The 24,603-nt window shown below is 52.4% G+C and carries 24 protein-coding genes; 5 read left to right on the top strand and 19 right to left on the bottom strand.

The genetic code is table 11. The annotated features are described in order from the left end of the window. Positions 1-2 precede the first annotated feature (2 nt). The 4 genes from JL661_RS02670 to hydN all read right to left on the bottom strand — a co-directional run bounded on the left by JL661_RS02670 (position 3) and on the right by hydN (position 1,667). On the bottom strand, positions 3-170 hold the full coding sequence (locus tag JL661_RS02670; RefSeq protein ID WP_004236223.1) for a hypothetical protein: 168 nt from the start codon (positions 168-170) through the stop codon (positions 3-5). Positions 171-457: 287 nt separating this feature from the next. After that, positions 458-730, bottom strand: coding sequence for a hydrogenase maturation factor HybG (gene hybG, locus JL661_RS02665; protein WP_004236222.1), 273 nt, complete (start codon positions 728-730; stop codon positions 458-460). 36 nt (positions 731-766) lie between these two features. After that, positions 767-1,108, bottom strand: a complete 342-nt coding sequence (gene hypA, locus JL661_RS02660; protein WP_049241618.1) for a hydrogenase maturation nickel metallochaperone HypA — start codon at positions 1,106-1,108, stop codon at positions 767-769. 10 nt (positions 1,109-1,118) lie between these two features. Further along, entirely contained in the window at positions 1,119-1,667 is a 549-nt protein-coding gene (hydN, locus tag JL661_RS02655; RefSeq protein ID WP_036418740.1) for an electron transport protein HydN, read from the bottom strand. Positions 1,668-2,107: 440 nt separating this feature from the next. On the opposite strand from hydN, the gene JL661_RS02650 reads away from it, so the two are divergent. Further along, positions 2,108-3,715, top strand: coding sequence for a sigma 54-interacting transcriptional regulator (locus JL661_RS02650; RefSeq protein WP_004240587.1), 1,608 nt, complete (start codon positions 2,108-2,110; stop codon positions 3,713-3,715). 232 nt (positions 3,716-3,947) lie between these two features. On the opposite strand, the gene fdhF is transcribed toward JL661_RS02650, so the two are convergent. Continuing rightward, positions 3,948-6,101 (bottom strand): formate dehydrogenase subunit alpha, encoded by a 2,154-nt coding sequence (fdhF, locus tag JL661_RS02645; protein WP_079549326.1) that lies wholly within the window; start codon positions 6,099-6,101, stop codon positions 3,948-3,950. 495 nt (positions 6,102-6,596) lie between these two features. Between fdhF and JL661_RS02640 the strand changes: the two genes are divergently transcribed. Further along, positions 6,597-7,508: an O-acetylserine/cysteine exporter gene (locus tag JL661_RS02640; protein WP_004236215.1), complete on the top strand. Its 912-nt coding sequence runs from the start codon at positions 6,597-6,599 to the stop codon at positions 7,506-7,508. Positions 7,509-7,788: 280 nt separating this feature from the next. Here JL661_RS02640 and JL661_RS02635 read toward each other — a convergent pair whose 3' ends face one another. Together JL661_RS02635 and JL661_RS02630 are read right to left on the bottom strand one after the other, a co-directional pair. Continuing rightward, positions 7,789-8,496, bottom strand: coding sequence for a hypothetical protein (locus tag JL661_RS02635; protein ID WP_046024762.1), 708 nt, complete (start codon positions 8,494-8,496; stop codon positions 7,789-7,791). Between the two features lie 17 nt (positions 8,497-8,513). Then, positions 8,514-8,909: a type III secretion system chaperone gene (locus tag JL661_RS02630; protein WP_032098532.1), complete on the bottom strand. Its 396-nt coding sequence runs from the start codon at positions 8,907-8,909 to the stop codon at positions 8,514-8,516. 206 nt (positions 8,910-9,115) lie between these two features. On the opposite strand from JL661_RS02630, the gene JL661_RS02625 reads away from it, so the two are divergent. The 3 genes from JL661_RS02625 to JL661_RS02615 all read left to right on the top strand — a co-directional run bounded on the left by JL661_RS02625 (position 9,116) and on the right by JL661_RS02615 (position 12,788). After that, positions 9,116-10,126, top strand: a complete 1,011-nt coding sequence (locus tag JL661_RS02625; protein WP_136344293.1) for a hypothetical protein — start codon at positions 9,116-9,118, stop codon at positions 10,124-10,126. A gap of 284 nt (positions 10,127-10,410) precedes the next feature. Then, a complete protein-coding gene (cstA, locus tag JL661_RS02620) occupies positions 10,411-12,513 on the top strand; it encodes a pyruvate/proton symporter CstA (RefSeq protein ID WP_004235012.1) in 2,103 nt (700 codons plus the stop codon). Positions 12,514-12,590: 77 nt separating this feature from the next. Continuing rightward, positions 12,591-12,788: a YbdD/YjiX family protein gene (locus JL661_RS02615; protein ID WP_004235011.1), complete on the top strand. Its 198-nt coding sequence runs from the start codon at positions 12,591-12,593 to the stop codon at positions 12,786-12,788. 58 nt (positions 12,789-12,846) lie between these two features. Here JL661_RS02615 and JL661_RS02610 read toward each other — a convergent pair whose 3' ends face one another. From JL661_RS02610 to JL661_RS02555, 12 genes are all read right to left on the bottom strand, one after another. Beyond that, positions 12,847-13,161 (bottom strand): hypothetical protein, encoded by a 315-nt coding sequence (locus tag JL661_RS02610; RefSeq protein WP_062772179.1) that lies wholly within the window; start codon positions 13,159-13,161, stop codon positions 12,847-12,849. 144 nt (positions 13,162-13,305) lie between these two features. Beyond that, positions 13,306-13,797, bottom strand: coding sequence for a hydrogenase maturation peptidase HycI (gene hycI, locus JL661_RS02605; RefSeq protein WP_024474461.1), 492 nt, complete (start codon positions 13,795-13,797; stop codon positions 13,306-13,308). Further along, a complete protein-coding gene (locus JL661_RS02600; RefSeq protein WP_062771970.1) occupies positions 13,794-14,228 on the bottom strand; it encodes a formate hydrogenlyase maturation HycH family protein in 435 nt (144 codons plus the stop codon). Before JL661_RS02600 ends, hycI begins: the two co-directional genes overlap by 4 nt. After that, on the bottom strand, positions 14,221-15,003 hold the full coding sequence (locus JL661_RS02595) for an NADH-quinone oxidoreductase subunit B family protein (protein ID WP_004240591.1): 783 nt from the start codon (positions 15,001-15,003) through the stop codon (positions 14,221-14,223). Before JL661_RS02595 ends, JL661_RS02600 begins: the two co-directional genes overlap by 8 nt. After that, complete coding sequence (gene hyfH, locus JL661_RS02590) at positions 15,000-15,551, bottom strand: hydrogenase 4 subunit H (RefSeq protein WP_004235005.1); 552 nt, start codon at positions 15,549-15,551, stop codon at positions 15,000-15,002. Before hyfH ends, JL661_RS02595 begins: the two co-directional genes overlap by 4 nt. Positions 15,552-15,566: 15 nt before the next feature. Further along, on the bottom strand, positions 15,567-17,300 hold the full coding sequence (locus tag JL661_RS02585) for a hydrogenase large subunit (protein ID WP_024474459.1): 1,734 nt from the start codon (positions 17,298-17,300) through the stop codon (positions 15,567-15,569). 2 nt (positions 17,301-17,302) lie between these two features. Next, positions 17,303-18,883, bottom strand: coding sequence for a hydrogenase 4 subunit F (locus JL661_RS02580; RefSeq protein ID WP_024474458.1), 1,581 nt, complete (start codon positions 18,881-18,883; stop codon positions 17,303-17,305). A gap of 4 nt (positions 18,884-18,887) precedes the next feature. Beyond that, positions 18,888-19,538: a hydrogenase 4 membrane subunit gene (gene hyfE, locus JL661_RS02575; protein WP_004235001.1), complete on the bottom strand. Its 651-nt coding sequence runs from the start codon at positions 19,536-19,538 to the stop codon at positions 18,888-18,890. A gap of 12 nt (positions 19,539-19,550) precedes the next feature. Beyond that, the gene (locus JL661_RS02570; protein ID WP_024474457.1) at positions 19,551-20,993 is read right to left on the bottom strand and encodes a hydrogenase 4 subunit D; all 1,443 of its coding nucleotides are present in this window, start codon (positions 20,991-20,993) and stop codon (positions 19,551-19,553) included. A 13-nt stretch (positions 20,994-21,006) separates the two neighbouring features. After that, positions 21,007-21,957: a respiratory chain complex I subunit 1 family protein gene (locus tag JL661_RS02565; RefSeq protein WP_024474456.1), complete on the bottom strand. Its 951-nt coding sequence runs from the start codon at positions 21,955-21,957 to the stop codon at positions 21,007-21,009. Positions 21,958-21,968: 11 nt separating this feature from the next. Continuing rightward, complete coding sequence (gene hyfB, locus JL661_RS02560; protein WP_004234996.1) at positions 21,969-23,984, bottom strand: hydrogenase 4 subunit B; 2,016 nt, start codon at positions 23,982-23,984, stop codon at positions 21,969-21,971. Beyond that, the gene (locus JL661_RS02555; protein ID WP_004234994.1) at positions 23,981-24,601 is read right to left on the bottom strand and encodes a 4Fe-4S dicluster domain-containing protein; all 621 of its coding nucleotides are present in this window, start codon (positions 24,599-24,601) and stop codon (positions 23,981-23,983) included. Before JL661_RS02555 ends, hyfB begins: the two co-directional genes overlap by 4 nt. Positions 24,602-24,603: the final 2 nt, after the last annotated feature.

The following is a 24,603-nucleotide window of genomic DNA, read 5'->3' as shown; positions in this document are numbered from 1 at the left end:
AGTCACCACTGACCAGACTGCGGCGCGACAGGCGGATCTGTCCAGCTGACCAGATCCGCCAAAGACCAGTGCCCCCGGCACGCATGTTTATGTTCGCAGCCAAACGGGTTCCACTGCCAGAACAGGTGCCAGAGGCCGTTATGACAGATAAATCCGGCCGGATCATTCATCAGGCCGCACACCGGCGCAGTATGCCAGCCGGGATAATGAGTATCCCCTGTTCTGTTTTTTCAGAAACCATAAAAGCACAGATACGGTACTGAATACTGGCACCAACCCTCTAAGATAATTCAGAATCCGATGGGTAACAGCATTATCAGACCGGCAGAAAAGCCATGTCCTGAATAAAAAAACAGTCTTGCGGAAGAATAACAGAACGGAGGGATACGGCAGAAAACAGCGGAATTAAACACCTGTCAGAACAGGTGTTTCAGCAGGATAACCGGACAGCATACCGCTACGCATTACCACGTAAAAAATACGACACATCCTCTTCGACACTTTCCATAGCCAGTAATGCATCCAGCGTATCGCGGGCTTCCTGTTCGTCGATAATGCTCATGGCAAAACCGACATGAACCAGCACCCATTTCCCCAGCATTTCTGATGGCTCACCTTCACAAACCAGTGCGATGTTCACATCCCGTCTGACACCACACACTTCCACCTGCGCATTGTCTGTTACAGAGTCACCCACGGCAACGATTTGCCCGGGAATACCTAAACACATAACCGGCTCCTGATTGACTGATAAGTCCTTACCGGACTACTGAATTTCGATTTGTCTGACCTGCATGGCATCACTGCTGTCCACCTGCAGGTTATGGCTGCCGCAGTGCGGACATCCGGTGTTAAATCCGGCCACACTGACCGGTTTCTGACACTCCCGGCACCAGGCCTGCGCCGGGACGGTGGTGACATGCAGTTCAGCCCCTTCCGCCAGTGAATCACGGCAGACGATATCAAAGCAGAAATGCAGGGCATCTTCTTCGATACAGGATAACGCACTCAGTTCAAGCCAGACAGCGGTGACGCGCTGCGCCCCGCTCTGTTTTGCCTGCTGCTCGATAATATCAAGCGCATTCTGGCATAACGTCACCTCATGCATCCGTCTGCCCTCAGGACATCAGGTCGGCCGGCATTTCAAATGCGGCGCGGCGGCGGCGTTCTTTGACAATCTCATCCATTTTATTACGGTCAACCACCATTAATGCATGAGTCGGGCACACTTCCACACAGGCAGGTCCGCCCGCACGGGTATGGCATAAATCACACTTGTGGGCTTCCGCGCGATACTGCGGAATGGTGTTCAGCGCGGTGATCTGTTGTGCAACAGGACGGCTGATCACTTCCATGGTGCCGTAAGGACAGGCAATTACACAGGTTTTGCAGCCGATACATTTGGTCTGATCGACATACACAAAATCATCTTTACGGCTGATAGCGCCGTTCGGGCAGACATTGGCACACGGTGCGTCTTCACACTGACGGCAGACAACCGCCGTACTGATGGTGTACCCTTTCATCACATGAATACGGGGAAAGAATTCATCTTTCACCACTGTTTCAATACCGGTTTCCTGCTCTTGATGCGAAACAACACAAGCGACTTCACATGTGTGACAGCCAATGCACTTTTTTGGGTCTGCAATGATGAAACGGTTCATCATACTCTCCTGAATGATACGCGGCGACTTCACATCCGGCACTCCGGTGCAGCCGTCCTCTGGTTAGAATAATCAGGAAATAAGCATGCATCGTGCCAGTCTGGCATTTTTTTTAATTTCAGTGAAATCAGCGTATTAATAAATAATGCTGCCGCGCTGTGTGTCATAATGAGAATATTCGTCACACAGTTCGACATTTTTGACGATAATTTCTATCATCAATATGTGTCATAATATATTAGGTTTTCATCCCTCCGAAAAATAGGGGATTGGATCAAACTTAAATCAGACAGCGATATTCTTTTCTTACAGAGTCATTACAATAATGGCTATTACCTCTCTGCACCTTATTTATACCTATAACTACGCAGAGGGGAATTAATTTTAAGAGCAATCCGTCCTGATCAGGAATGTGAAAGACGAAGACGAGCGGAGACGTTGTGGACAACACTGACAAGACCGAACACATACGCCATGAACGTGACCAGTACCGGATATTGGTAGATATCACCAACTCAGTGCTTTCCCATCTGGAGATGGACGGCCTGGTTGCTGAGGTCTCCCGCGAGATCCACCGGTTTTTCGGGCTGAGCCAGATAAGCATTGCATTGTGTGATAATTACAGTTCTGCTGTATATCTTTGTTATTCCAGCTATTACCAGGCCCGCAAACCCGCAGAAAAGACATTATATCATCTGGATGAACTGCATCCTGATCTGGCACAGGTTCTGGACAGTAACCAGCCGATGCGCCTGACACTCGACAGTGCCACAGAGGATCCGCTGTATCAGCATGTCTGTGCGCAGGGCATGACAGAAACCCTGCTGCTGCCGCTGGCATTTAACCATAAGCCGCTGGGCGTTCTGATATTATCTCATGAAAATAATCATATTTTTACTGACGATAACTGTAATCTGCTCAAGCAGATAGCCGCCCGGTTTGCCATTGCGGTGGATAATGCTGCGGCCTATGAAGAGATCACCCGGCTGAAAGACAGCCTCAAGCATGAAAACCTGTGGCTGAACGAACAGATTCACAACAACGAAAGTTTCAGTGAAATCATTTTCCAGAGTGATGCCATGCGCAACATTCTGGAGCAGGTGGATCTGGTTGCCGCCAGTGACAGCACCGTGCTTATCCTCGGCGAAACCGGCACCGGGAAGGAGCTGATCGCCCGCGCCATCCACCGTCTGAGTGACCGCCATCACCGCAGCATGATCAAAATGAACTGCGCGGCCATCCCGTCCGGGCTGCTGGAAAGCGACCTGTTCGGCCATGACAAAGGCGCCTTCACCGGCGCGACCACCACTCATATCGGCCGCTTTGAAATGGCGGATAAAAGCACCCTGTTCCTCGATGAAATCGGCGATATGCCGCTGGATCTCCAGCCCAAACTGCTGCGGGTGTTACAGGAGCGGGAAATTGAACGCATCGGCGGTAATAAGGTGATTCCGGTGGATGTGCGGCTGATTGCCGCCACTAACCGCAACCTGAAATCCATGACCGATGAGCGCGAGTTCCGCGAAGATCTCTACTACCGGCTGAATGTGTTCCCTATCTGGATCCCGCCGCTGCGCGAACGTCCGGAGGATATTCCGCTGCTGGCGACCTACTTCACACAGAAGATTGCCCGCCGGATGAACCGCAATATCGACTGCATTCCGCGTGATGCCCTGGAGCAGCTGAGCCGCTATCCGTGGCCCGGCAACGTGCGTGAACTGGAAAATGTGATTGAACGGGCGGTGATCCTGACGCGCGGGAATACCCTTAACATTCAGTTACATGAACTGAATATCCCAAAGCATTCACGCCTGAAAACGGCGCTGGAAACCCCGAGCTCACTGGAAAAACGGATGCAGACAGCTGCACCGGAGAATGATGACGAAGAGCGCGACCGGATTATTGCTGCCCTGAAGGCCACCAACGGCGTTGTTGCCGGTGCCCGGGGTGCCGCAACCCGTCTGGGACTGAAACGGACAACATTATTATCCCGTATGCAGCGGTTAGGTATTTCTGTACAGGATATATTCGAAGAAGATAATCACTAAGCTGATATTTAAACTGCAGCCACTGAAATAAGAATATCTCGCAAATAAAAACATATCGCAAAAGAAACAGAATATCTGTCGTAATATGTTCATTTATTTTTCAGGCAATAATATGTGATCAAAATTCAGAAACTGAATACGACTGACATCATAATTAAACAAAAAATGAAAATATAAAAAAACCGGCGGTCATTTCTGAGCGCCGGTTTTTTATCATATTAAGACGAACGGATTAACACCCTTCCGCTGCTTCACGCAGACGGCGCTTAATACCGGTATATTCCTGAACAACATAATGCTCAGCCTGTTTCTGATCCGCAATCGGTTCGACGCGGACAGCACAGTATTTATATTCCGGTGTTTTGGTAATCGGGCTGAGGTTTTCCGCCACCAGCTCGTTACACGCACCAATCCACCACTGATAGGTCATGTAAACCGCCCCTTTGTTAGGACGTTCACTGACATTCGCGCGGGTGATAACTTTACCCTGACGGGATGCCACCCAGACCAGTTCCTGATCTTTAATCCCCAGTGCCGCAGCATCTGCGGTATTGATCTGAATATAGCCCGGCTCATCCGCCAGTGCCGCCAGTGCCTTACAGTTACCGGTCATGGAGCGGCAGGAGTAGTGCCCCACTTCACGGACAGTTGCCAGCACCATCGGGTAGTCATCACTGACCTGGTCGATCGGCGCACGCCATTCACAGGTATAGAACTGACCTTTGCCGTTCGGAGTATCAAAGATACCGCCGTCGTACAGGTATTCTGTACCCTGATCGCTGTCCGCCACATCGCGGCACGGCCACTGGATATAAGCCAGGTCCGCCATTTTCTCGTAGGTCGCACCATAGTAGATAGGGCAGAGTTCACGTAACTCATCCCAGATCTCTTTGGTGTTGTTGTAATGCATCGGATAACCCATGGCAGTGGACATCAGACTGATAATTTCCCAGTCCGGTTTCACATCGCCGACCGGCTCAACCGCTTTATAGAAGCGCTGGAACCCGCGATCCGCTGCGGTATACACACCTTCATGTTCCCCCCAGGAGGTGGCAGGGAAAATCACGTCAGCAATCGACGCGGTTTTGGTCATAAAGATATCCTGGACAATCAGCAGCTCCAGTTTATCGAAGGTGCGGCGGATAGTGGCCAGATCCGGTTCAGTCTGAAGCGGATCCTCACCCATCACGTAGTGCGCCTTCAGTACGCCTTCGTCGATAAAGTGCGGAACCTCACTCAGCGGAATACCGTTTTCGGCAGGCATTTTTTCGATGCCCCAGAATTTGGCAAATTTCTCCAGTGCGGCTTTGTCTTCCACATACTGATAGCCCGGCAGTGTGTTCGGCAGTGCGCCCATATCACAGGCACCCTGAACGTTGTTCTGACCACGGACCGGGCCGACACCGACATGCGGTTTACCCAGGTTGCCGGTCAGTAACGCCAGACTGGTCAGTGCGCGGACAGTTTCCACACCCTGATAGAACTGCGTCACACCCATACCCCACAGAATGACCGCATTTTCAGCTTTCGCATACATACGGGCCGTTTTGCGGATATCCTCAGCTTTCAGACCGGTGATCGCTTCCACGGACTCCGGTGTGTACGGCTCAACCAGCTTGCGGTATTCCTCAAACTGCTCGGTATGGCCGTCAATGAAGGCTTTATCGTGCAGGTTTTCCGCAATAATCACATGCGCTAACGCATTGATAAGAGCAATGTTTGAACCGTTTTTCAGTGCCAAATGAATGTCAGCAAGACGCGCTGATTCAATATAGCGCGGGTCACAGACAATAATTTGTGCACCCTTCTCTTTCGCCTTAACAATACGACGGGCGACGATAGGATGTGAATCTGCGGCATTGTAACCGAAGATAAAAATACATTTGGTATCCTCAATCTCGACGATTGAGTTACTCATTGCGCCGTTACCGACCGAACGCTGCAGACCTGCAACCGAAGGGCCGTGTCAGACACGTGCGCAGCAGTCAATATTGTTACTGCCGACTGCTGCACGAACAAATTTTTGCATCACGAAGTTGGCTTCGTTACCCGGACCACGGGATGAACCGGTAGTCATAATCGCTTTCGGGCCGTACTTCTCTTTGATAGCCAACAGGCGGGAACTGGCAAACTCAATCGCCTCTTCCCAGGAGACCGGTTCCAGTTTGCCACCACGCTGACGGCGGATCATGGGGGTCTTTAAGCGGGGGGTTAAAATCTTGGTGTCATGAATGAAGTCCCAGCCATAATACCCTTTCAGGCAGAGCTCTCCTTCATTGGTGTGACCATTCGCGCCCTCCGCGCCAATGATCTTCCCGTTCTCCACCTTCAGGTTAATTTTACAGCCTGAGGCGCAATACGGGCAGACGGTGATGACTTTTTCCATCAACATTGCTCCTATATCTTCTCTTAGCGGATAAATACCGCCTTATCACCACCAGTCATGCAGGGTTTATGCCAATTTTAAAGCTGAAATAAAATCCTTTTAACTTACTGAATATATTTTGTTTTAATTTTTTTGTTATAACCATGACAGGCGATGGCACCGACGGGATCGTCAAAAATGTCGAACGGTTCTGCTCGGTGTCAGACAGCGACACTGACGCAGACACGTCCCTTCAGAACAATTTTACAATTGCATGATGAATTATAACTGTGTTAAAGAAGTACAATATGATGGTGATCAATCATCCGCACCGCCGGTTTTTCCCGTATTTCATAACAGTTTACGAATAATTTCCCGCTGACTGTTGATATCGGTTCCCCGGTGCTGTTTTACAATGACACTAACAATGACTTAATTTTTCACGGCGCTTCCTGTCTGATACTGCGCGTGGCTCCGCGTATTATCAAAATAATAAAAGAGAGATAAAAACCTGATATGAAAATTAATGATATTTTAATCGCCCTGCTGGTCGCCGTGATCTGGGGGGTGAACTTCGTGGTGATCAAAGTGGGTGTCACCGGCATTCCGCCGCTGTTTCTCGGGGCACTGCGTTTTCTGTTTGTGGCCCTGCCTGCCGTCTTCTTTATTCCGCGCCCGAAAATCGCCCTGAGCCGCCTGGTTATTTACGGCCTGACCATCTGCTTCGGCCAGTTTGCCTTTCTGTTCAGTGCGGTCAAAGCCGGGATGCCGGCCGGGATCGCCTCTGTGGTATTGCAGTCCCAGGTCTTTTTCACCATTGTTCTGGGTGGCCTGATTCTGAAAGAGTCGCTGAAAATCAGCCAGGTAATCGGCATTATTGTCGCTGTGGCCGGTTTAACCGTGCTGGCGAAAGGCGGGGACAGCGGCAGTCTGACCGACATTCCGCTGATGGCACTGATGATGACCCTGGCCGGGGGCTTCTCCTGGGCCTGCGGTAATATCTGCAACCGTATCATTATGAAAGAGACACCGGACTGTAACGGGATGTCACTGGTGGCCTGGAGTGCGCTGGTACCGATTATTCCGTTTATCCTGATGTCGCTGTGGATGGAAGGTGCGGACGCGATTGTCAGCAGTATTTCCCATATCAGCCTGCTGACCGTGGGTGCGATTATGTATCTCGCTTATCTCTCCACCTTTGTGGGATATACCTTATGGAGCCGTCTGCTGGGCCGCTACGAAACCTGGCGTGTCACGCCGTTTGCTTTGCTGGTGCCGTTTGCCGGGATTGCCAGCAGTGCGCTGCTGCTGGGGGAAACCATCACCATGATGCAGTTCGCCGGTCTCGGCTTTATTATGGCGGGCCTGATTCTGACGGTATTCGGCAAACGTCTGGTGACACTGCTGACCCGCAGAAAAGCGGTCTGAAGAGAATAAACAGTCAGTCCGCCCGGGTTTTACGGGCAGACTGACCTGTGACGTTACAGTGTGTTCAGTCTTTCACGAATCCTGGCTGTAATTGCTGATCCGGCTGCAATTTCCACGGAGTATCATAGTCACTGTCTCCCCGCGGATCATTCTCCGGTGTACTGCCCGCACTCATAACATCCTACGGAACAGCATAATTATCATCCATCGATGTACTTATCAGCTATATTGCCTCTGATTGCGCCTCATTGACTGTTTTCAGACTGTCACGCGGCTCTGCCTAAATATCGTCATCAGGGCCGGGTAACCGCGATAATGACGGATGGGTTGAAAGATTCACCGGCGGCGGAGTCTCAGGCAGAGTGTGTATCTGACCAGCACCGATTTCCTCATACAGATGCTCTGACTCCGATGCAGATAATGACGGATGGGTCGAAAGATTTACCGGCGGCGGAGTCTCAGGCAGAGTGTGTATCTGACCAGCACCGATTTCCTCATACAGATGCTCTGACTCCGATGCAGATAATGACGGATGGGTCGAAAGATTTACCGGCGGCGGAATCTCAGGCAGAGTGTGTATCTGACCGGTACCGATTTCCTCATACAGATTCTCTGATTCAAATGCCGATAATGACGAACTCAGTGAACCCTGTCCCGGTGATGAAACCGAATCATAAACATTCCCGCCACTGCTCTCATAAATATCATTATCAAACTGAATATCAACCGGTAACGGCTGCGCCGGCCGTGAAGACATATCCATCACAATTTCTCTGCCCGGTTTATCACTGCCCTGCTGTCCGCTGAGATGCAGACCAAATGATGACAACATACCGGAAACAGCGGATTTAACGGCATTCCATGCATTTAATAAAACGGATTTAATCCCGGATGAACTGACATACGATGATGAGCTGTTACTGCCCGCTGAACCGTAAATATCATTGTTCAGGGTCTGAATCGCCTGATGTCCCTGTATTGGTCCCATAGTAACTCCCTCTGTGATTAGTGAAGATCCAGCAGGTAATCCGCTGACTTTAAAATATATTCAAATAATTCAATAATATGGCTATCTTCTGTACCATTCAGTGACAGACGACTCCAGATCACCCACTCATTTTTCTCATTCAGGGAAATCACCGGTTGCCCGGAAAGCTGTGTTAACGTATTCAGCTTCAGGACTTTCTGCAGCAATTCATTATTTTGCGTAATGTGTGGTAATTCCCCGGTATTTGCTGACAGATACCAGTCTGTCTCATCAATGACGGCCAGAGATAATGAATACCGGCTGTCAATTGTTAACATAAATGTATGCTGATCAGCAGCGGGCTGAGGGGCGTCAAGCCTGATATGGCGCAGCAGCATCATGGCTGTGCGGTGAAACGGGGATAAATCCTGCATCTCTGTTTCCTGATTAATGAAATGATGATCTCATCATGACAAACCGTCATTACTATTACTTTCATATATTATTCATATTAAAAATTTATTTCATAATTGGAATATAATCAGGAGTTATAAAAAATCCATGATCTTTCTTTTATTAAAGAAATTATTTTAATTAAAAATAAAATCATTGGTTTTACATATGGAAGGAAATCATAAAAATGAATTTAGTTAACAAACTATCCGGCACTCAAAGAATAATCCCGGAAGAAAACAACCTGAAGGACATGTCAAAAATACCTTTTCTGAAAAAACTACTGGATCGGTTAAGCGCACCGCAAAATACGAATGTCAAACTTACAGGAAACTACGTCAATATTGATGTCGACACCACAACTCTGAGCAGGCAGATATTATCCTTTGTTTATAAATCAGAACTCTCAATTCCCGGCGCCGGAAATAACCACGAAAAATCAGAAAACAGACAAAAAGAAATTAATGATGGTGTGAAAAAATGGCTTACCCAGGAAAAAAGTATCATACCGGTAAATATTATCAAACGGGAAGTTGACCTGATGTATGCAGAGAAAAAGCTTGTGACAACACCAGAAGAACTGGACAAAATAATTGATATTGTTAAAGAAAAACATCTCGGAAACAAAGAGCTGGAAAAACCCGGGATTAACTGCTCCACTCCGTCCGTTCTTAAGCTTAATAATATCCTGACTAACGAAATTAATGAGCCGGGGATAAAAAAACAGTTAAGTCACGACTTTACTAAAAAAATGCCTGAAATGTCAGATAATTTAAAAAAAGAACTGGCCAACCATATAAAAAAAACGTTAAGTAATGATGAAACAAAAAAATTAATTGAACAATACTCCGCATATAAAACTGACATACTTAACAGTCATGATAAACTCACAACAATGATGACGGGGAAAATCCGGTCAGATATATACTACGCACTGACTGAGAATATTTATAATACACTGTTATGTGATAAATACACCGAAATGCCTCTGGATTTCAGTGCCATCAGAGAAGAGACAAGAGCACAGGTACTCCGTATCGCTGAAGAGAAAAAACACACATCTCCTGCAAAATCTTCCGGCTCAGTAGATATCGACGATATCGTTCACCGTTCATTTGATTTCAGCACGAGGGTGACAACATCCTATCCGGAACAGGATATTACCCATGTCATGGACATCCTGAAGCGAATGTCATGATCAACGCAGTAAAACACGTTTAATACCGGCCCGGTTCAGAGGGGCTATTCAGCCAATATCCCCTCTGAATATCAGGGTTTACTCCGCACACTTATCATCTCCCTGAAACCACAATCACGCTACATTCCGCTAACAGTGATTAACCTAACAATAATGAAATAAATCCATCTTATCCGCAGGTTACTGCTGGGAACTAAGTCAAATAAGTGTTATTCCTCTCCCGTACAATTGGATAATAACAAACTGAAACTACTCCTCTTTACTCATTCGGACAGGTGAAATCTATGAAAGCGTTCAAACAACTTGCCGGCGTGCTGCTCGCAATTGTCGGTGCCTTTGCCCTCGGGTATATCGCACTGAACAGAGGCGAACAGATCAACGCGCTCTGGATAGTCGTTGCCGCCGTCTGTATTTATCTGGTGGCATACCGCTATTACGGACTGTATATCGCTGAAAAAGTGCTGAAAGTCGATGCAACCCGCATGACCCCCGCCTTTAAAAATAATGACGGGCTTGATTATGTACCGACAGACAAAAAAGTGCTGTTCGGCCACCACTTTGCCGCTATCGCCGGTGCAGGCCCGCTGGTCGGCCCGGTACTTGCGGCACAGATGGGTTATCTGCCGGGCATGCTCTGGCTGCTCGCCGGTGTGGTGTTAGCCGGGGCAGTACAGGACTTTATGGTGCTGTTTGTTTCCACCCGCCGCAACGGCCGCTCCCTCGGGGAACTGGTCAAAGAGGAGATGGGGAATGTCGCCGGTGTTATCGCGCTGATCGCCTGTTTTATGATTATGGTGATTATCCTCGCCGTTCTCGCCATGATCGTGGTGAAAGCCCTGACCCACAGCCCGTGGGGAACCTACACCGTTGCCTTTACCATCCCGCTCGCCTTCTTTATGGGGATTTACACACGCTACATCCGCCCGGGACGTGTCGGGGAGGTCTCTGTTATCGGTCTGATTTTCCTGGTGTTCGCCATTATCTCCGGCGGCTGGGTAGCCGAAAGCCCGACCTGGGCACCGTATTTTGATTATGACGGCGTGCAGCTGACCTGGATGCTGGTCGGTTACGGCTTTGTCGCGGCGGTTCTGCCGGTCTGGTTACTGCTGGCACCGCGTGATTATCTGTCGACTTTCCTGAAAATCGGGACAATCGTCGGTCTGGCGATCGGTATCCTGATTATGCGCCCGATGCTGGAAATGCCGGCACTGACTAAATTTGTCGACGGCACCGGCCCGGTCTGGGCGGGGGATCTGTTCCCGTTCCTGTTTATCACTATTGCCTGTGGTGCGGTCTCCGGCTTCCACGCCCTGATTGCCTCCGGCACCACACCGAAAATGCTGGCTAACGAAAACCAGGCCTGCTTTATCGGTTACGGCGGCATGCTGATGGAATCCTTCGTGGCGATTATGGCACTGGTTGCCGCCTGTGTGATCGACCCGGGTGTGTACTTCGCCATGAACAGCCCGATGGCAATGCTGGCACCGGCCGGTACCACTGATGTGGTCGCGTCTGCCGCCAGTGTGGTCAGCAGCTGGGGCTTCCAGATAACCCCGGAAACCTTAACCAATATCGCCAATGAAGTGGGCGAACAGAGCATTATCTCCCGCGCGGGGGGCGCACCGACACTCGCCGTCGGTATGGCCTATATTCTGCACGGGGCGCTCGGCGGCCTGATGGATGTCTCCTTCTGGTATCACTTCGCCATCCTGTTTGAAGCCCTGTTTATCCTGACGGCCGTGGATGCCGGTACGCGCTCCGCCCGCTTTATGTTACAGGATTTACTGGGTGTGATTTCCCCGGCGCTGAAACGGACCGATTCCCTGCCTGCCAACCTGATCGCCACCGCGCTGTGTGTGCTGGCGTGGGGTTACTTCCTGCATCAGGGTGTGGTGGATCCGCTCGGTGGTATTAACACCCTGTGGCCGCTGTTCGGTATCGCCAACCAGATGCTGGCCGGTATGGCACTGATGCTGTGCGCAGTGGTGCTGTTCAAGATGAAACGCCAGGCTTACGCCTGGGTAGCCCTGGTGCCGATGGCATGGCTGTTAATCTGTACCATGACCGCAGGCTGGGAAAAAGTGTTCAGCGAAGATGCCCGTGTCGGTTTCCTGGCGGTAGCGAATAAATTCCAGGCAATGATTGACAGCGGTAACATCCCGTCGCAGTACAGCGCGTCGCAGCTGTCACAGCTGGTGTTTAACAACCGTCTCGATGCCGGTCTGACACTGTTCTTTATGGTTGTTGTGGTGGTGCTGGCTGTCTTCTCACTGAAGACCGCGCTGAAAGCTCTGAAATCCGACAAACCGACGGACAACGAAACACCGTACGAGCCAATGCCGGAAAATTATCTTGATTTAGTGGCAAACAGCAAATCCGCTCACTAAAATCTGATATACTGGTGAAATAAGGAGCGGCAGGCAACTGCCGCTCCTCCGTACGCAACAGGTTCAGGGTCATAATTATGTTTGATACTCTCGCAAAAGCAGGACGTTATCTCGGTCAGACCGCCAAAATGATGATTGGTGTGCCGGATTACGATAACTATGTACAACACATGAAAAACACCCATCCTGATCAGACACCGATGACCTATGAAGAGTTTTTCCGCGATCGTCAGGATGCCCGTTACGGCAGCAAAGGCGGCCCGAAATGCTGCTGAGCCGCACAACGGATCTCAGATAAAAATACCGCAAAATTTTGCGGTATTTTTTTATGCATCAGCGGCAGTTATTTTCCTGTAAACGCATCAGTTGCCCCAGACGGGCAGAGACTTTTTCGCGGGCATCCCCTTTGGCAATCCCGTTTCCGATACCAAAATCCCCCAGAAACCCTAATATCGTTTTACCGTCAAATTCACCGGTTTTCTCAATGTCCTGCTGAATGCTGCGGGTTTTGGCAATTTCCGTTTTAATATCATGACAGTTCATTAAGGCAGATTCCTCACCGGATACCGCTGCGGCCTGCGGGTATTGTTTGGTGGCACAGGCAGACAGCAGTAAGACAAACGGGATAATAACAGCGATTTTTTTCATGGTATTTTTACTCTCAGAAAGAAAACTCAGACCATAAGAAAAAATGCACCGGCCGGATATCAAATACCGGCCTTAAATCCGCATATCCATAAAAAAAACCGCCGGATTTCTGCGGCGGTTCCTGTGATAATCAGAGAAACTGACTCACTCGTCTTCTTCCTCACCTTCAAATAACGTAAATCCGCCCAATCCTTCCCAGCCCGGCAGCGCGTCATAAACCTGCTGTACAGCACGGGTGACTTTCTCATTGACCGGCATATAAAACCCGACCAGATCCGGCTGAATACCCAGGAAAATCACCTCCGGGATATCTTCTTTCAGCTGATCGATAAGAAAGTTGAGCGGCAGATTATGCGTGCTCATGATAAACATGTCAGCGATATCATCCGGGTCAATAATGCGGATCTCTCCGGGATTCAGGCCGATATCCGCCGCATCCACAATCAGCAGACGTTCCGGTTTCAGTGCCCGCACCTGGTGCGCCACATTCTCCGGTGCACTGCCGCCGTTAACAGCGATCCAGCCGTCAACCGGATTCGTATCCATCAGATCAAACAGCATTGGTCCTGCTGCATCATCCCCCATCATGCTGTTACCGACCGCCAGCATCACATTTTTTGCAGTCATTTCACTCATGGGCGGCGCTTCACTATCAGGTAAATTGCCGGTTCACGCTCAATTTCCCCCAGCAGGCGGATAAGCGTGGCACTCCATTCGCGGAAGTCCGGATTTTTATTCTTCGTCAGCGGATCCAGTGCCAGTGCCAGCATATTGGTATGCGTGGAATCGATATTGATTTCACCGAAGGTGATAAGCCCCTGCAATTTGCGGCGCGCCTCCCCTTCGGGAAGCGCATTCACCCAGGACTGATAACCGCTGAGCGGGCAGATGAGCTCCGTATTCAGACAATCGATCATGCCAACGTGGTGGCCGATTGCCAGTGAGTAATACATCACCTGCTGAGCCTCTTCCGGCACATCATCGTCACTGTCGACAAATTTCTGTCTCAGCGACCAGAAGATCACTTTTCCGTCAGTACCTGCATGATCGGGTGTCTGTTCAGGCATGAATGCCTCCTTGTTGTAATACGGTCACCAGACGGTTCACAATTTCGCGCAGACGCGGATCCTGCTCTTCATCCATCCAGGTCTGCATTGTGCCTTTCACCTGCTCCGGTGTGGCATTTTCCAGCAGTGTCAGGAAGCGGTCACTGATTTCGCGCCCCTGATAATACCCGGCCTGGCGGCGTGCCTCACGCTCAATCATCACGCGGGTTGCCAGCGGAATAGACGGCAGCAGCAGCTGAACGCGTTCATTGTCTTCCTCGACATGATCCTGGCCTTTCAGTTTCTGGTTCAGCAGACCCAGAGCCACAGCAAAGCCGTAGATGGTTGCTGCCGGTGTCGGCGGGCAGCCCGGGATCCAGACATCAATCGGCACGATGTGCTCACTGCCGCCCCAGACACAGTACAGGTCATGGAAGATACCGCCGCCGCAGCCGCAGGCACCGTAAGAGATACAGATTTTCGGATCCGGTGCGGATTCATACGCCCGCAGTGCCGGCATCCGCATAGCGCGGGTTACCGCACCGGTAAACAGCAGAATATCCGCGTGACGCGGCGAGGCCACCACTTTGATCCCGAAACGTTCCGCATCAAAGACCGGGGTAATCGCGGAGAAAATCTCAATCTCACAGCCGTTACAGCCGCCGCAGTCCACACGGTAAACATATGCTGAACGTTTAATATCTTTCAGCAGCGTGCTTTTCAGTTTCGCCACCTGCTCATCCACCTTCAGCGGTTCGCTGACATGATGGTTCACCGGAATTTCAGGCAAACTCATGATTTTTCTCCCTCAATATGCAGACGGAAGTTCTGACGGTCATTGTTCAGCAGATTATTTTTCTGCTTACAGGACGGACAGGTTTCATACATCGGCCGCAATGCTTCAATTCCGCTCTCTTCAACACCTGACGCCACCATCAGCGCCATGGCATATTCCACGGATTTTTTCGGTGCGAAGGCTTCCCCGCACTGGCGGCAGTGCTGTAAGCGGAATGTCCCTTTCATATAGAGATCCGCCTTATTCATCACCGCCGTTTCAAACTCCTCAGTCAGATGGATAGCTCTGGTCGGGCAGACTTCCTCGCAGCGTGCGCAATAAATGCAGCGGCCGAGGAATAACTGCCAGCGGCGCTCACCGCTTTCCAGGTCAGTTTCCATCGTCAGGGCGTTTGCCGGACAGGCTGAAATACAGGCACCGCAGGCGATGCACTGCTCCGGCACATATTCCGGCTTACCACGGAACCCGTGCGCCACTTCCAGTGGTTTGAACGGGTATTTGATTGTTGCTGTCCCCGCATTGCGGAGGGTTTTAAACAGTTTAAACATGGTATTCCCTCCGGCTTATTTCAGCGGTGAATGTTTGCGATCGATGCTGTATTGCTCGATCTCTTTGTACGCCACGGTTTTCGCTTTGCGTTTTTTCACATCCACCAGCGTCACGCGGTCAGTACAGGAGTAGCAAGGGTCAAGGCTGCCGATAATCAGCGGCGCATCGGAAACGGTATTGCCCTGCAGCATGTAGCGCAGCACCGGCCAGTTGGCGTAAGTCGCCGCACGGCAGCGCCAGCGGAACAGTTTCTGGTTATCACCCAGCATGCTCCAGTGGATATCTTCCCCGCGCGGTGCTTCGGTGTAACCCAGCGCAAATTTGTGCGGCTGATAGGTAAAGCCTTCGGTCAGAATCGGCCCTTCCGGCATGTTATCCAGCGCGTATTCAATCATGGACAGTGAATCCAGCACTTCTTTGACACGCACCATCACACGGGAGTAAACATCACAGCCGTCCATGGTAAACAGGGTTTTCGGCAGGTTGCCGTAGTCGGCAAACGGATGATCAAAACGAACGTCACGTTTAAAGCCGCTGGCGCGGATCATCGGGCCGACCGGACTGTAATCACGGGCAACCTGCGGATCCAGACGGCCGACACCGACGGTACGCTGTTCCATGTTCGGCGTGCTCAGCAGCATATCCACCAGCTGAGTGACATCCGCACGCATCTCGCGGACCAGCTGAATGGTTTTCACCCGCTGCTCTTTGAGGAAGTCACGGCGCACACCGCCGATCAGGTTGGTACCGTAAGTTTTACGGGCACCGGTCAGCAGCTCGGCCATGGTCATGGATTTTTCACGCACACGGAAGAATTGCATAAAGCCGGTATCAAAGCCGGTGAAGTGACTGGCGAGACCGATGTTCAGCAGGTGACTGTGCAGACGCTCCACTTCCAGCAGCACGCTGCGGATAGTGTGCGCACGCTGCGGCACATAAATCCCCAGGGCGTTTTCCACAGAAGTGGTATACGCCACGCTGTGGGTAAAGCCGCAGATGCCGCACACGCGGTCAGACAGGAAAGTGACTTCGTTATACCCCATACGGGTTTCCGCCAGTTTTTCCATACCACGGTGGACGTAGAACATCCGGTAATCCGCATCGACAATCCGCTCCCCGTCAACAAACAGACGGAAGTGACCCGGTTCATCAGACGTGATGTGCAGCGGGCCGATTGGCACAACGCGCGCATCTTTTTTGCTGTCGTTGATAAACTCGTAAGTTTCGGTATCGGTGGTCGGTGCCGGGCGCTGACGGTAATCCATGGTGTCTTTGCGCAGCGGATAGAGATCATCCGGCCAGTCATCCGGCAGCACCAGACGGCGCTCATCGGGCAGACCCACCGGGCGCAGCCCGTACATATCGCGGATTTCACGCTCGCCCCACACCGCAGCAGGTACGCGCGGTGTGACAGACGGGAATTCCTGGGTGATCGGGCTGACATACGCCTTCACGGTCACCCAGCATTTTTCACCCTCTTCCATAGAGAGTGCATAGTAAACCGCGAACTGCCCGTTCAGCGGACGCTCATCGTTACCCCACAGCACCGGCAGCCAGCCGCCGCAGCCGTAGTACAGAAACTCCACCACTTCCGGCAGCATTTCTGTTTTGATGGTGATGGTCAGCTGGTTGGCAGTCTGCCACTCCTCTTCCAGCACCGCATGGGGAAATTTCTCGCGGACCTGTGCCAGATAGCCCGCGCCTTTACGAACGCCCTGAAGGGTATCTGTGTAATTCTGATAGCTCACGTTTATTTCTCCTGCGATGATGTGGATGTTGTATCAACACCCCACGGCCAGCGGTAGTCCGGGGTGGTTAATTCTGTACCTGGTAATGCACTGTCCGTCAGGACAATAGTGGCGGCATTTTCGAGCAGACGGCTGACCGGCTGCGGAATGTGTGTGCCCATCACCAGCATCAGTACAATGAGGATGGCCATCGGCAATGTCGTCAGGATCCCTGCCTCGCCGCGTGACACGCAGTCAGGCTGTGCGCCGAACAGGGTTTTCGATACCATTCTAACCAACCCGCCGAGGACGATAGTGAGCAGGATCAAAAGCAGCAGTGTCAGCCAGAAATGATCCGCTGCCAGACCCGCAACCACAGTCATAAACTCACTGAGGAACACGTTAAACGGCGGCATACCGCCGAGTGCCAGCGCGCCGCCCGCAAAGACAACTGCCGTAAACGGCATGGTGCGCAGCATCCCTTTAACCACCGTGATATCACGGGTGCCGTACTTCAGTAACACGTTACCGGAACCGCAGAACAGCAGGGTTTTGCCCAGGCTGTGGTTCAGTGTATGCAGCAGCGCGGCCAGCACACCCAGCGGACCGCCGATACCCAGCGCCACAGCAATCAGCCCCATGTTTTCCACACTGGAGTACGCCAGCAGACGTTTCATATCACGCTGGATCAGGATGAAGAACGCCGCCACCGCCACAGAGAGCAGCCCGAAGACCAGCAGCAGTGTCTGAGTGAATTCCCCGCCGATAGCCGAGGTGATAATGATGTAATAACGGATGATAATCAGCAGTGCGCAGTTCAGCAGAACCGCAGACAGCAGCGCGGAGACCGGGCTCGGCGCTTCACTGTGCGCATCCGGCAGCCAGGCGTGCATCGGGAACAGACCGGTTTTGGTACCGAAACCAATCAGCACAAACACAAAGGCCAGGTGCATCAGGGTCGGATCCAGCAGCGCGGTATGTTTCAGCACTTCGGTCCAGAAGATAGCCAGTTCCGGATCCGGCATCACACTCGCCGCATTCGCATACACGAGGATGGTACCGAACAGACCGAATGCCACACCCACACTACAGATGATGATGTATTTCCACGCCGCTTCCAGGGAAGAGCGCTGTCCGTAGATACCCACCAGGAACGCAGAGCTGAGTGTGGTGGCTTCGACTGCCGCCCACATCAGGATCAGGTTGTTACTGGTGATCACCAGCAGCATGGTGAACAGGAACAGGTGGAAGAAACCGTAATAGTTACAGAGTGTTGCCACACTCACTTCACCATCATTCACTTCGTGGTTCATGTAACCGATAGAGTACAGACCGGTCAGGAAACCGACAATCCCGAGGATCGCCAGGAATAATCCGGCCAGGCTGTCCAGGTGGATCCAGCGGTTCGCCATCAGCAAATCACCTTCCGCACTGATGGTGTACACCATCCACAGCGAGAAGACGAGCATCAGGGAGATACCGATGGTATGTACCAGAGTGACCACACCTTTCGCCCCGCCGCCCGCCAGGCGGCAGGCAAATGCCAGCAGTGAAATCACCAGCGGCGTTGCCATTAATAACGTTAACAACATGGTTTGACTCATCTCATCACCCCTTCAGCGCGGTCAGTTGATCCACGTTCAGTGTGTTGAGCGTGCGATAGATTTTACGTGCCAGCACCGCCATGATAATCACAGCGAAAATGGCGTCCGTCGCGATACCGATTTCCACCAGCTCCGGCGCTTTATACGCCAGCAGAGCCAGTGTCAGGTGCGATCCGTTTTCCATCAGGCAGTAACCGAATGCCTGTTTCAGGATGTTGCGCTGTGTCACGATGCAGAGTAAGCCCAGCATAAAGTGCCCCAGGGAAACCGCCAGTGCCGGTTTCAGATCCGCCACCATCGGCAGTTTCACAGGTTCAACCACAAACCAGCACAGCACCACAATCACCGCCGCAGCCAGCATCAGCCAGGCCGGGCTTATCACGCCGCCGTTGGCGGTCGGATCAGACAGTTTGCGGAAGGCATAGCCCATAATCAGCGGCACCAGCACCACTTTGGTCGCGAAGGCAGTGATCGCCCACATGCCCAGCTGCGGTGCATCCAGTGTCTGTGACAGTGTGGCGAAAATCGCCACCAGCACCAGCGACTGAAGTGCATAGAACCAGCAGGAAGCCACCGGGCGCTTCGCCCCGATGACCAGCAGCGAGGTGATCATCATCAGCCCCGCCAGATTGTTCACAATAATGGAACCAGTCATACTTTCTCTCCCTTAACCGAGCCAGATGACGGCGATAACACTTGAACAGAACGACATCACAATCAGCAGGCCGATAACCCACTGCATTGCTGCCGGAACCGGAGTTCCGTTTGCCACGTCTTCGCTCGGCTCGCCCGGCACAACTTTGCCGAACCAGTAGAGCAGCCAGGCAAAGCTGGCAACGGATTCAATCAGCACCAGCACCATGATTGGCGCGAAGATCCAGAACTGTTCAGATAACGCGAAACCGGCCGCGAAAATCGGGAATTTACTGAAGAAGCCGTTAAGCGGCGGCACACCGGCAATCGCCAGCGCAGCCACACAGAAACCAACCCCCAGCAGCGGATAGCGTTTTGACAGACCGCGCAGACGCGGCAGCATACGGGTCCCGCAGCTGTAGCTGAGTGCACCGGCCACCAGGAAGAACAAACTCTTGGCAAACGCATGGTTAAAGATGTACGCGATACCGCCGTCAAAGGCTTCTTTGGATCCGAAGATGGACAGCGACAGCGCCAGGAAGATATACGCCAGCTGGGTGATGGTTGACCATGCCAGCAGACGTTTCATATCTTTCTGCGGCAGATACATCATAAAACCATACACCAGCGTGATAACGGCCATCACCACGCCAACCCAGCCGATGATTTCCGGCACATGGTCAGAGGACATGATGCTGCGGGCAAAGATGTAAACGCCCACTTTCACCATAGACGCGGCGTGCAGATACGCACTCACCGGTGTCGGCGCTTCCATCGCGTCCGGCAGCCAGGCCTGTAACGGCAGCTGGGCTGATTTACCCCATGCCGCAAACAGGATCCCGCCGAAGACGATCAGGCTTTGTGCTTCATTCAGCTGGTTAATCGCGCTCAGGGCAAACGTGCCGGTGCTGATAAACAGGGTTGCCGCCGCCATAAACAGGCCGAGAGAACCAACGTGTGTGATCAGCAGCGCTTTCATTGCGGAACGCTGGGCTTTTTCTGTCTGGTAGTAACCAATCAGCGCCCATGAACAGCCACCGGTGATTTCAAAGAACAGTAACTGCCCCAGAATCGTGGATGACAGTACCACGCCCGCCATCGCACCGATAAAGATCAGCAGGAAAGCATAATAGCGGCGGGTCGGCCCGTGGGCGTGCTCGCGGTTACCTTCAGTCAGGTAGCCGGTGGAGTACAGACAAATCAGGAAGCCGAGGAACACCACCGCGAACGCAATCAGAGTGCTCACGCCGTCAACGGTAAAGCCGAACAGTGCGATATTACCGGCCTGAACCAGTTCCAGAGTGGTGGCGATCTTACCGCCGTCGAGATACAGCCAGCCCAGTGCCGCCGTACCGAGAGAGGCCAGCAGCGCGACTAAGGTACTCAGCCACGGGGCCATGCGCGTCGGCAGGACACTGACCAGCAACGCCCCGGCAAACGGAATCAGCAGGGTCGCCAGTGCAATATTTTCTAACATGCTTTATCGCTCCTTACAGACCGGTGAGATAGAACACGAATCCGAGCGCAGCCACGCCGAATCCTAACCAGGTCACATGATGCGTCAGCAGAAAACGACCACGGGCCAGACTGTTTTCGACCAGCGATGCCAGAACGAAAATCACCAGCAGTTTTACCAGCATCAGTCCCAGCGCCAGCAGCAGACTGCCTGCGGTCAGAACGGATGCACTGCCGAACGGGAAGAAAATCGAGAGAAACAGGACTGCCACAACCACCTGTTTCAGACCGATCCCCCATTTCACCAGCGCCAGACCGGAACCGGAGTACTCGGTCAGCGGCCCTTCCTGCAGTTCCTGCTCGGCTTCCGCGACGTCGAACGGGATTTTGCCCATTTCGATAAAGGTCGCAAAACCACAGGCCAGCATGGCCAGGAAAGTAGCGGTCGGTGATACCCAGCCCTGACTCATCACGGCACTGATGCTGCCGATATTGGTCGAACCGGCAATCAGCGCAACCACCAGCAGGCCGAGGAACAGGATCGGTTCCACCAGCACGCCGAGGGTCAGCTCACGGCTGGCACCGATACCGGCGAACGGGCTGCCGGTATCCAGACCGGACAGGGAGAAGAAAAAGCGGAACAGCGCGAAAATATATAAGATGATGATGAGGTCGCCTGCCCCGCTGAACAGTGACGTTGTGGTAACAACCGGCAGCGCCATCGCCAGCAGCAGCATGCTGCCGAGCAGCACATACGGCATCACCCGGAAAATAAATCCGGAATCACGCGGTGCCACGGACTGGCGTTTCAGTAATTTGGTAATGTCACGGTAATCCTGCATAATGCCCGGCCCCTGACGGGAGTGCATTTTTGCGCGGATCTGACGGGAGATGCCGGTAAACAGCGGCGTCAGCAGCAGCAGGAAAATCGCCTGAACCACTGCGAAGAGCCCCGTCATCAATGTAGGTGTATCCTGAATCGACATGGTTTCTCTCCTTACGCCGCAATCACAACAAGCAGAACAACCAGCGCGGCCACGACATACAGACAGTAAAGTCTGAAATCCCCGCCCTGAAGGCACTGAATGCGTTTGGCGAAACGGTTAATCCCGCGCACCAGCGGATAAATAATGCGTTCATCCCAGAATGGCTCGACTTTTCCGGCTCCGGCTTTGGTCACGTCTAAGGCGTGAGCCAGACGGGCTGACGGATCAAGCTGTTTGCGCATGCGGTACAGCGGTGCAAACATTGAGCGCAGCGGCTGGGTAAAGCCACCGGCAGATACGGACATATCGCGTTCCCAGGCATAACCACACGCCCAGGCATCGCCTTTGCGGCGGAAGTTCATCTGTTTGCCTTTGAAGACCAGATAGATGATGAACGGGATCAGCGGCAGTGCCAGCAGTAACAGGAATGTCATGGCCGGTGAAATCATGGCCTGAGCAGCGGAATCCGGTACCAGCATCGCGCCCTGTGCCACTGTCACATCCGTGCCTGCGGTCAGGGTCATCGCCACTTTCGCCAGCACCGGTGCAATCACACTCGCACCAACACCCAGCAGCACACACACCACAGCCAGAATCAGCATTGCGGCAGTCATTGTCCACGGTACTTCGCGGGCATGAGTGGCGGCTTCACTGCGCGGACCGCCGCAGAAGCTGACACCGTACACTTTCACGAAACACATCGCCGCCAGCGCACCGGTAATCGCCAGCATCACAATGGCGATCGGACCACTGATTTTCATGATGAATGTGCCGTCATGGCTCATTGAGAACAGTGACTGATAGGTGTACCACTCACTGACAAAGCCGTTGAGCGGCGGTAACGCGGAAATCGCCATACAACCGATTAAGAACGCGGTTGCGGTCAGCGGCATCAGTTTAGCGAGGCCGCCCATTTTTTCCATATCACGGGTGTGGATACGGTAAATCACCGCACCGGCGCCGAGGAACAGCAGACCTTTAAACACCGCATGATTGAGCAGGTGATAAATCGCGCCGAGCAGACCAATCGTCGCCAGCACCGGCATATCATTCGCCATACCAACCATTGCCACACCGACCCCCATCAGGATAATCCCGATGTTTTCCACGGTGTGCCACGCCAGCAGACGTTTGATATCGTGCTCTGCCAGCGCATACATAACGCCGAGAACAGAAGAGACCGCGCCGAAGCCCAGTACCACGATACCCCACCAGCCCTGGGTTGCACCCAGCAGGTCGATACCGACTTTGATAATCCCGAAGATACCGATTTTCACCATCACACCGGACATCAGTGCGGAAGCATGAGACGGTGCAGCCGGGTGAGCCTGCGGCAGCCAGCTGTGCAGCGGTAACATACCCGCTTTGGCACCGAAGCCGAAGAAGCCCAGCAGGAAGACCACTGACGCCATCGCCGGAGACAGTGAGAGCTGACGGAAGGAATCGAAATCCAGACTGCCGCTTTCGCGCCACATCAGGAAGAAGGCGATCATGATCAGCACAGAACCGGCGTGAGCAATAAAGAAGTAGAGCAGACCGGCACGGATGGATTTGTCATCCTGATCCGCGATCACCAGGAACCAGGAGGCCAGCGACATCATTTCAAACAGAATGATGAACCAGAAGGCGTTATCCATCACCACCAGAGCAACCATGGAGGCGATAAACAGGTTCAGGAAGAAACCCATGCTCCACGCGCCGCGTCCCAGATATTCCTGCACATAGTTCAGGGAATACAGAGCACTGACGGTCACCAGCAGCGAAATCACCATCACCATAAAGGCGGCGAGACTGTCGAGGCGGACGACAAAATGGGCGAACGGGAAAGGTCCCTGAGCGAAAAACGTCAGTGTTTCGCCGCTCATCAGCACCGGAACGGCGCTGAATAAACCGAGGATCCCGCCGGCAATCGCCGTGATCCCGGCAACATACACTGCCATTTTTTCCTGCTGTTTAAACAGCAGCGAAATAAAACCGCCGGCGGTATACAGGGCAACGGACCATAAGAGTAATTCAAGAGATGTCATTTTCTGCTCTCCTGTCCTGAGACGAAAATGTCGAACTCCGGCGGCATCGCATCGACAGACGCGGTACGACGTTTCGCACTTTCGTTTTCCAGCTGATTCTCTTCAACGAGATGGAGGGCATCGGTCGGGCACACTTTCACACACGCCGGTCCTTCTTCACTGAAATCACACAAATCGCATTTCACCGCGATATTACGGATACCGGCATTCCATGCCAGGAACGGGTTCATAGTCGGCAGGCTGTCCGGCACATCCAGCAGCATCTCTTTCGGCACATACTGCTCAAAGAAATCCGGCATATCGACAGGTTTACTGCCTGACGGGGTGATAGCCCCGAACGGACAGACCAGACCGCACAGTTTACAGCCGATACACAGGCTTTCATTCAGCACGATCATGTCATTTTCGTGTGTAATGGCATTCACCGGACACACACGGGCACACGGAGCATCATCACACTGACGACAAAGCATCGGCGCGGTCAGTTCCCCGATTTTCACCACATTCAATCTCGGATGTGTTTGTAATCCCTGCTGTTTATGCGTCTCAGAACAGGCCGCCATACAGGTATTACATCCGATACAAAGATGCGGGTCGGCAATAACAAAGCGATTCATTC

The organism is Morganella morganii (genome assembly GCF_019243775.1).
In the GTDB taxonomy this organism is placed as follows: Bacteria; Pseudomonadota; Gammaproteobacteria; order Enterobacterales; family Enterobacteriaceae; genus Morganella; species Morganella morganii.
This window is presented reverse-complemented; position numbering and strand designations above follow the sequence as displayed.

Bases quoted from the DNA above. Each gene is read 5' to 3' on its own strand.
- JL661_RS02670 (WP_004236223.1), bottom strand. From the start codon at position 170: ATGAATGATCCGGCCGGATTTATCTGTCATAACGGCCTCTGGCACCTG.
- hybG (WP_004236222.1), bottom strand. From the start codon at position 730: ATGTGTTTAGGTATTCCCGGGCAAATCGTTGCCGTGGGTGACTCTGTA.
- hypA (WP_049241618.1), bottom strand. From the start codon at position 1,108: ATGCATGAGGTGACGTTATGCCAGAATGCGCTTGATATTATCGAGCAG.
- hydN (WP_036418740.1), bottom strand. From the start codon at position 1,667: ATGAACCGTTTCATCATTGCAGACCCAAAAAAGTGCATTGGCTGTCAC.
- JL661_RS02640 (WP_004236215.1), top strand. From the start codon at position 6,597: ATGAAAATTAATGATATTTTAATCGCCCTGCTGGTCGCCGTGATCTGG.
- JL661_RS02635 (WP_046024762.1), bottom strand. From the start codon at position 8,496: ATGGGACCAATACAGGGACATCAGGCGATTCAGACCCTGAACAATGAT.
- JL661_RS02630 (WP_032098532.1), bottom strand. From the start codon at position 8,909: ATGCAGGATTTATCCCCGTTTCACCGCACAGCCATGATGCTGCTGCGC.
- JL661_RS02625 (WP_136344293.1), top strand. From the start codon at position 9,116: ATGAATTTAGTTAACAAACTATCCGGCACTCAAAGAATAATCCCGGAA.
- cstA (WP_004235012.1), top strand. From the start codon at position 10,411: ATGAAAGCGTTCAAACAACTTGCCGGCGTGCTGCTCGCAATTGTCGGT.
- JL661_RS02615 (WP_004235011.1), top strand. From the start codon at position 12,591: ATGTTTGATACTCTCGCAAAAGCAGGACGTTATCTCGGTCAGACCGCC.
- JL661_RS02610 (WP_062772179.1), bottom strand. From the start codon at position 13,161: ATGAAAAAAATCGCTGTTATTATCCCGTTTGTCTTACTGCTGTCTGCC.
- hycI (WP_024474461.1), bottom strand. From the start codon at position 13,797: ATGAGTGAAATGACTGCAAAAAATGTGATGCTGGCGGTCGGTAACAGC.
- JL661_RS02600 (WP_062771970.1), bottom strand. From the start codon at position 14,228: ATGCCTGAACAGACACCCGATCATGCAGGTACTGACGGAAAAGTGATC.
- JL661_RS02595 (WP_004240591.1), bottom strand. From the start codon at position 15,003: ATGAGTTTGCCTGAAATTCCGGTGAACCATCATGTCAGCGAACCGCTG.
- hyfH (WP_004235005.1), bottom strand. From the start codon at position 15,551: ATGTTTAAACTGTTTAAAACCCTCCGCAATGCGGGGACAGCAACAATC.
- JL661_RS02580 (WP_024474458.1), bottom strand. From the start codon at position 18,883: ATGAGTCAAACCATGTTGTTAACGTTATTAATGGCAACGCCGCTGGTG.
- hyfE (WP_004235001.1), bottom strand. From the start codon at position 19,538: ATGACTGGTTCCATTATTGTGAACAATCTGGCGGGGCTGATGATGATC.
- JL661_RS02570 (WP_024474457.1), bottom strand. From the start codon at position 20,993: ATGTTAGAAAATATTGCACTGGCGACCCTGCTGATTCCGTTTGCCGGG.
- JL661_RS02565 (WP_024474456.1), bottom strand. From the start codon at position 21,957: ATGTCGATTCAGGATACACCTACATTGATGACGGGGCTCTTCGCAGTG.
- hyfB (WP_004234996.1), bottom strand. From the start codon at position 23,984: ATGACATCTCTTGAATTACTCTTATGGTCCGTTGCCCTGTATACCGCC.
- JL661_RS02555 (WP_004234994.1), bottom strand. From the start codon at position 24,601: ATGAATCGCTTTGTTATTGCCGACCCGCATCTTTGTATCGGATGTAAT.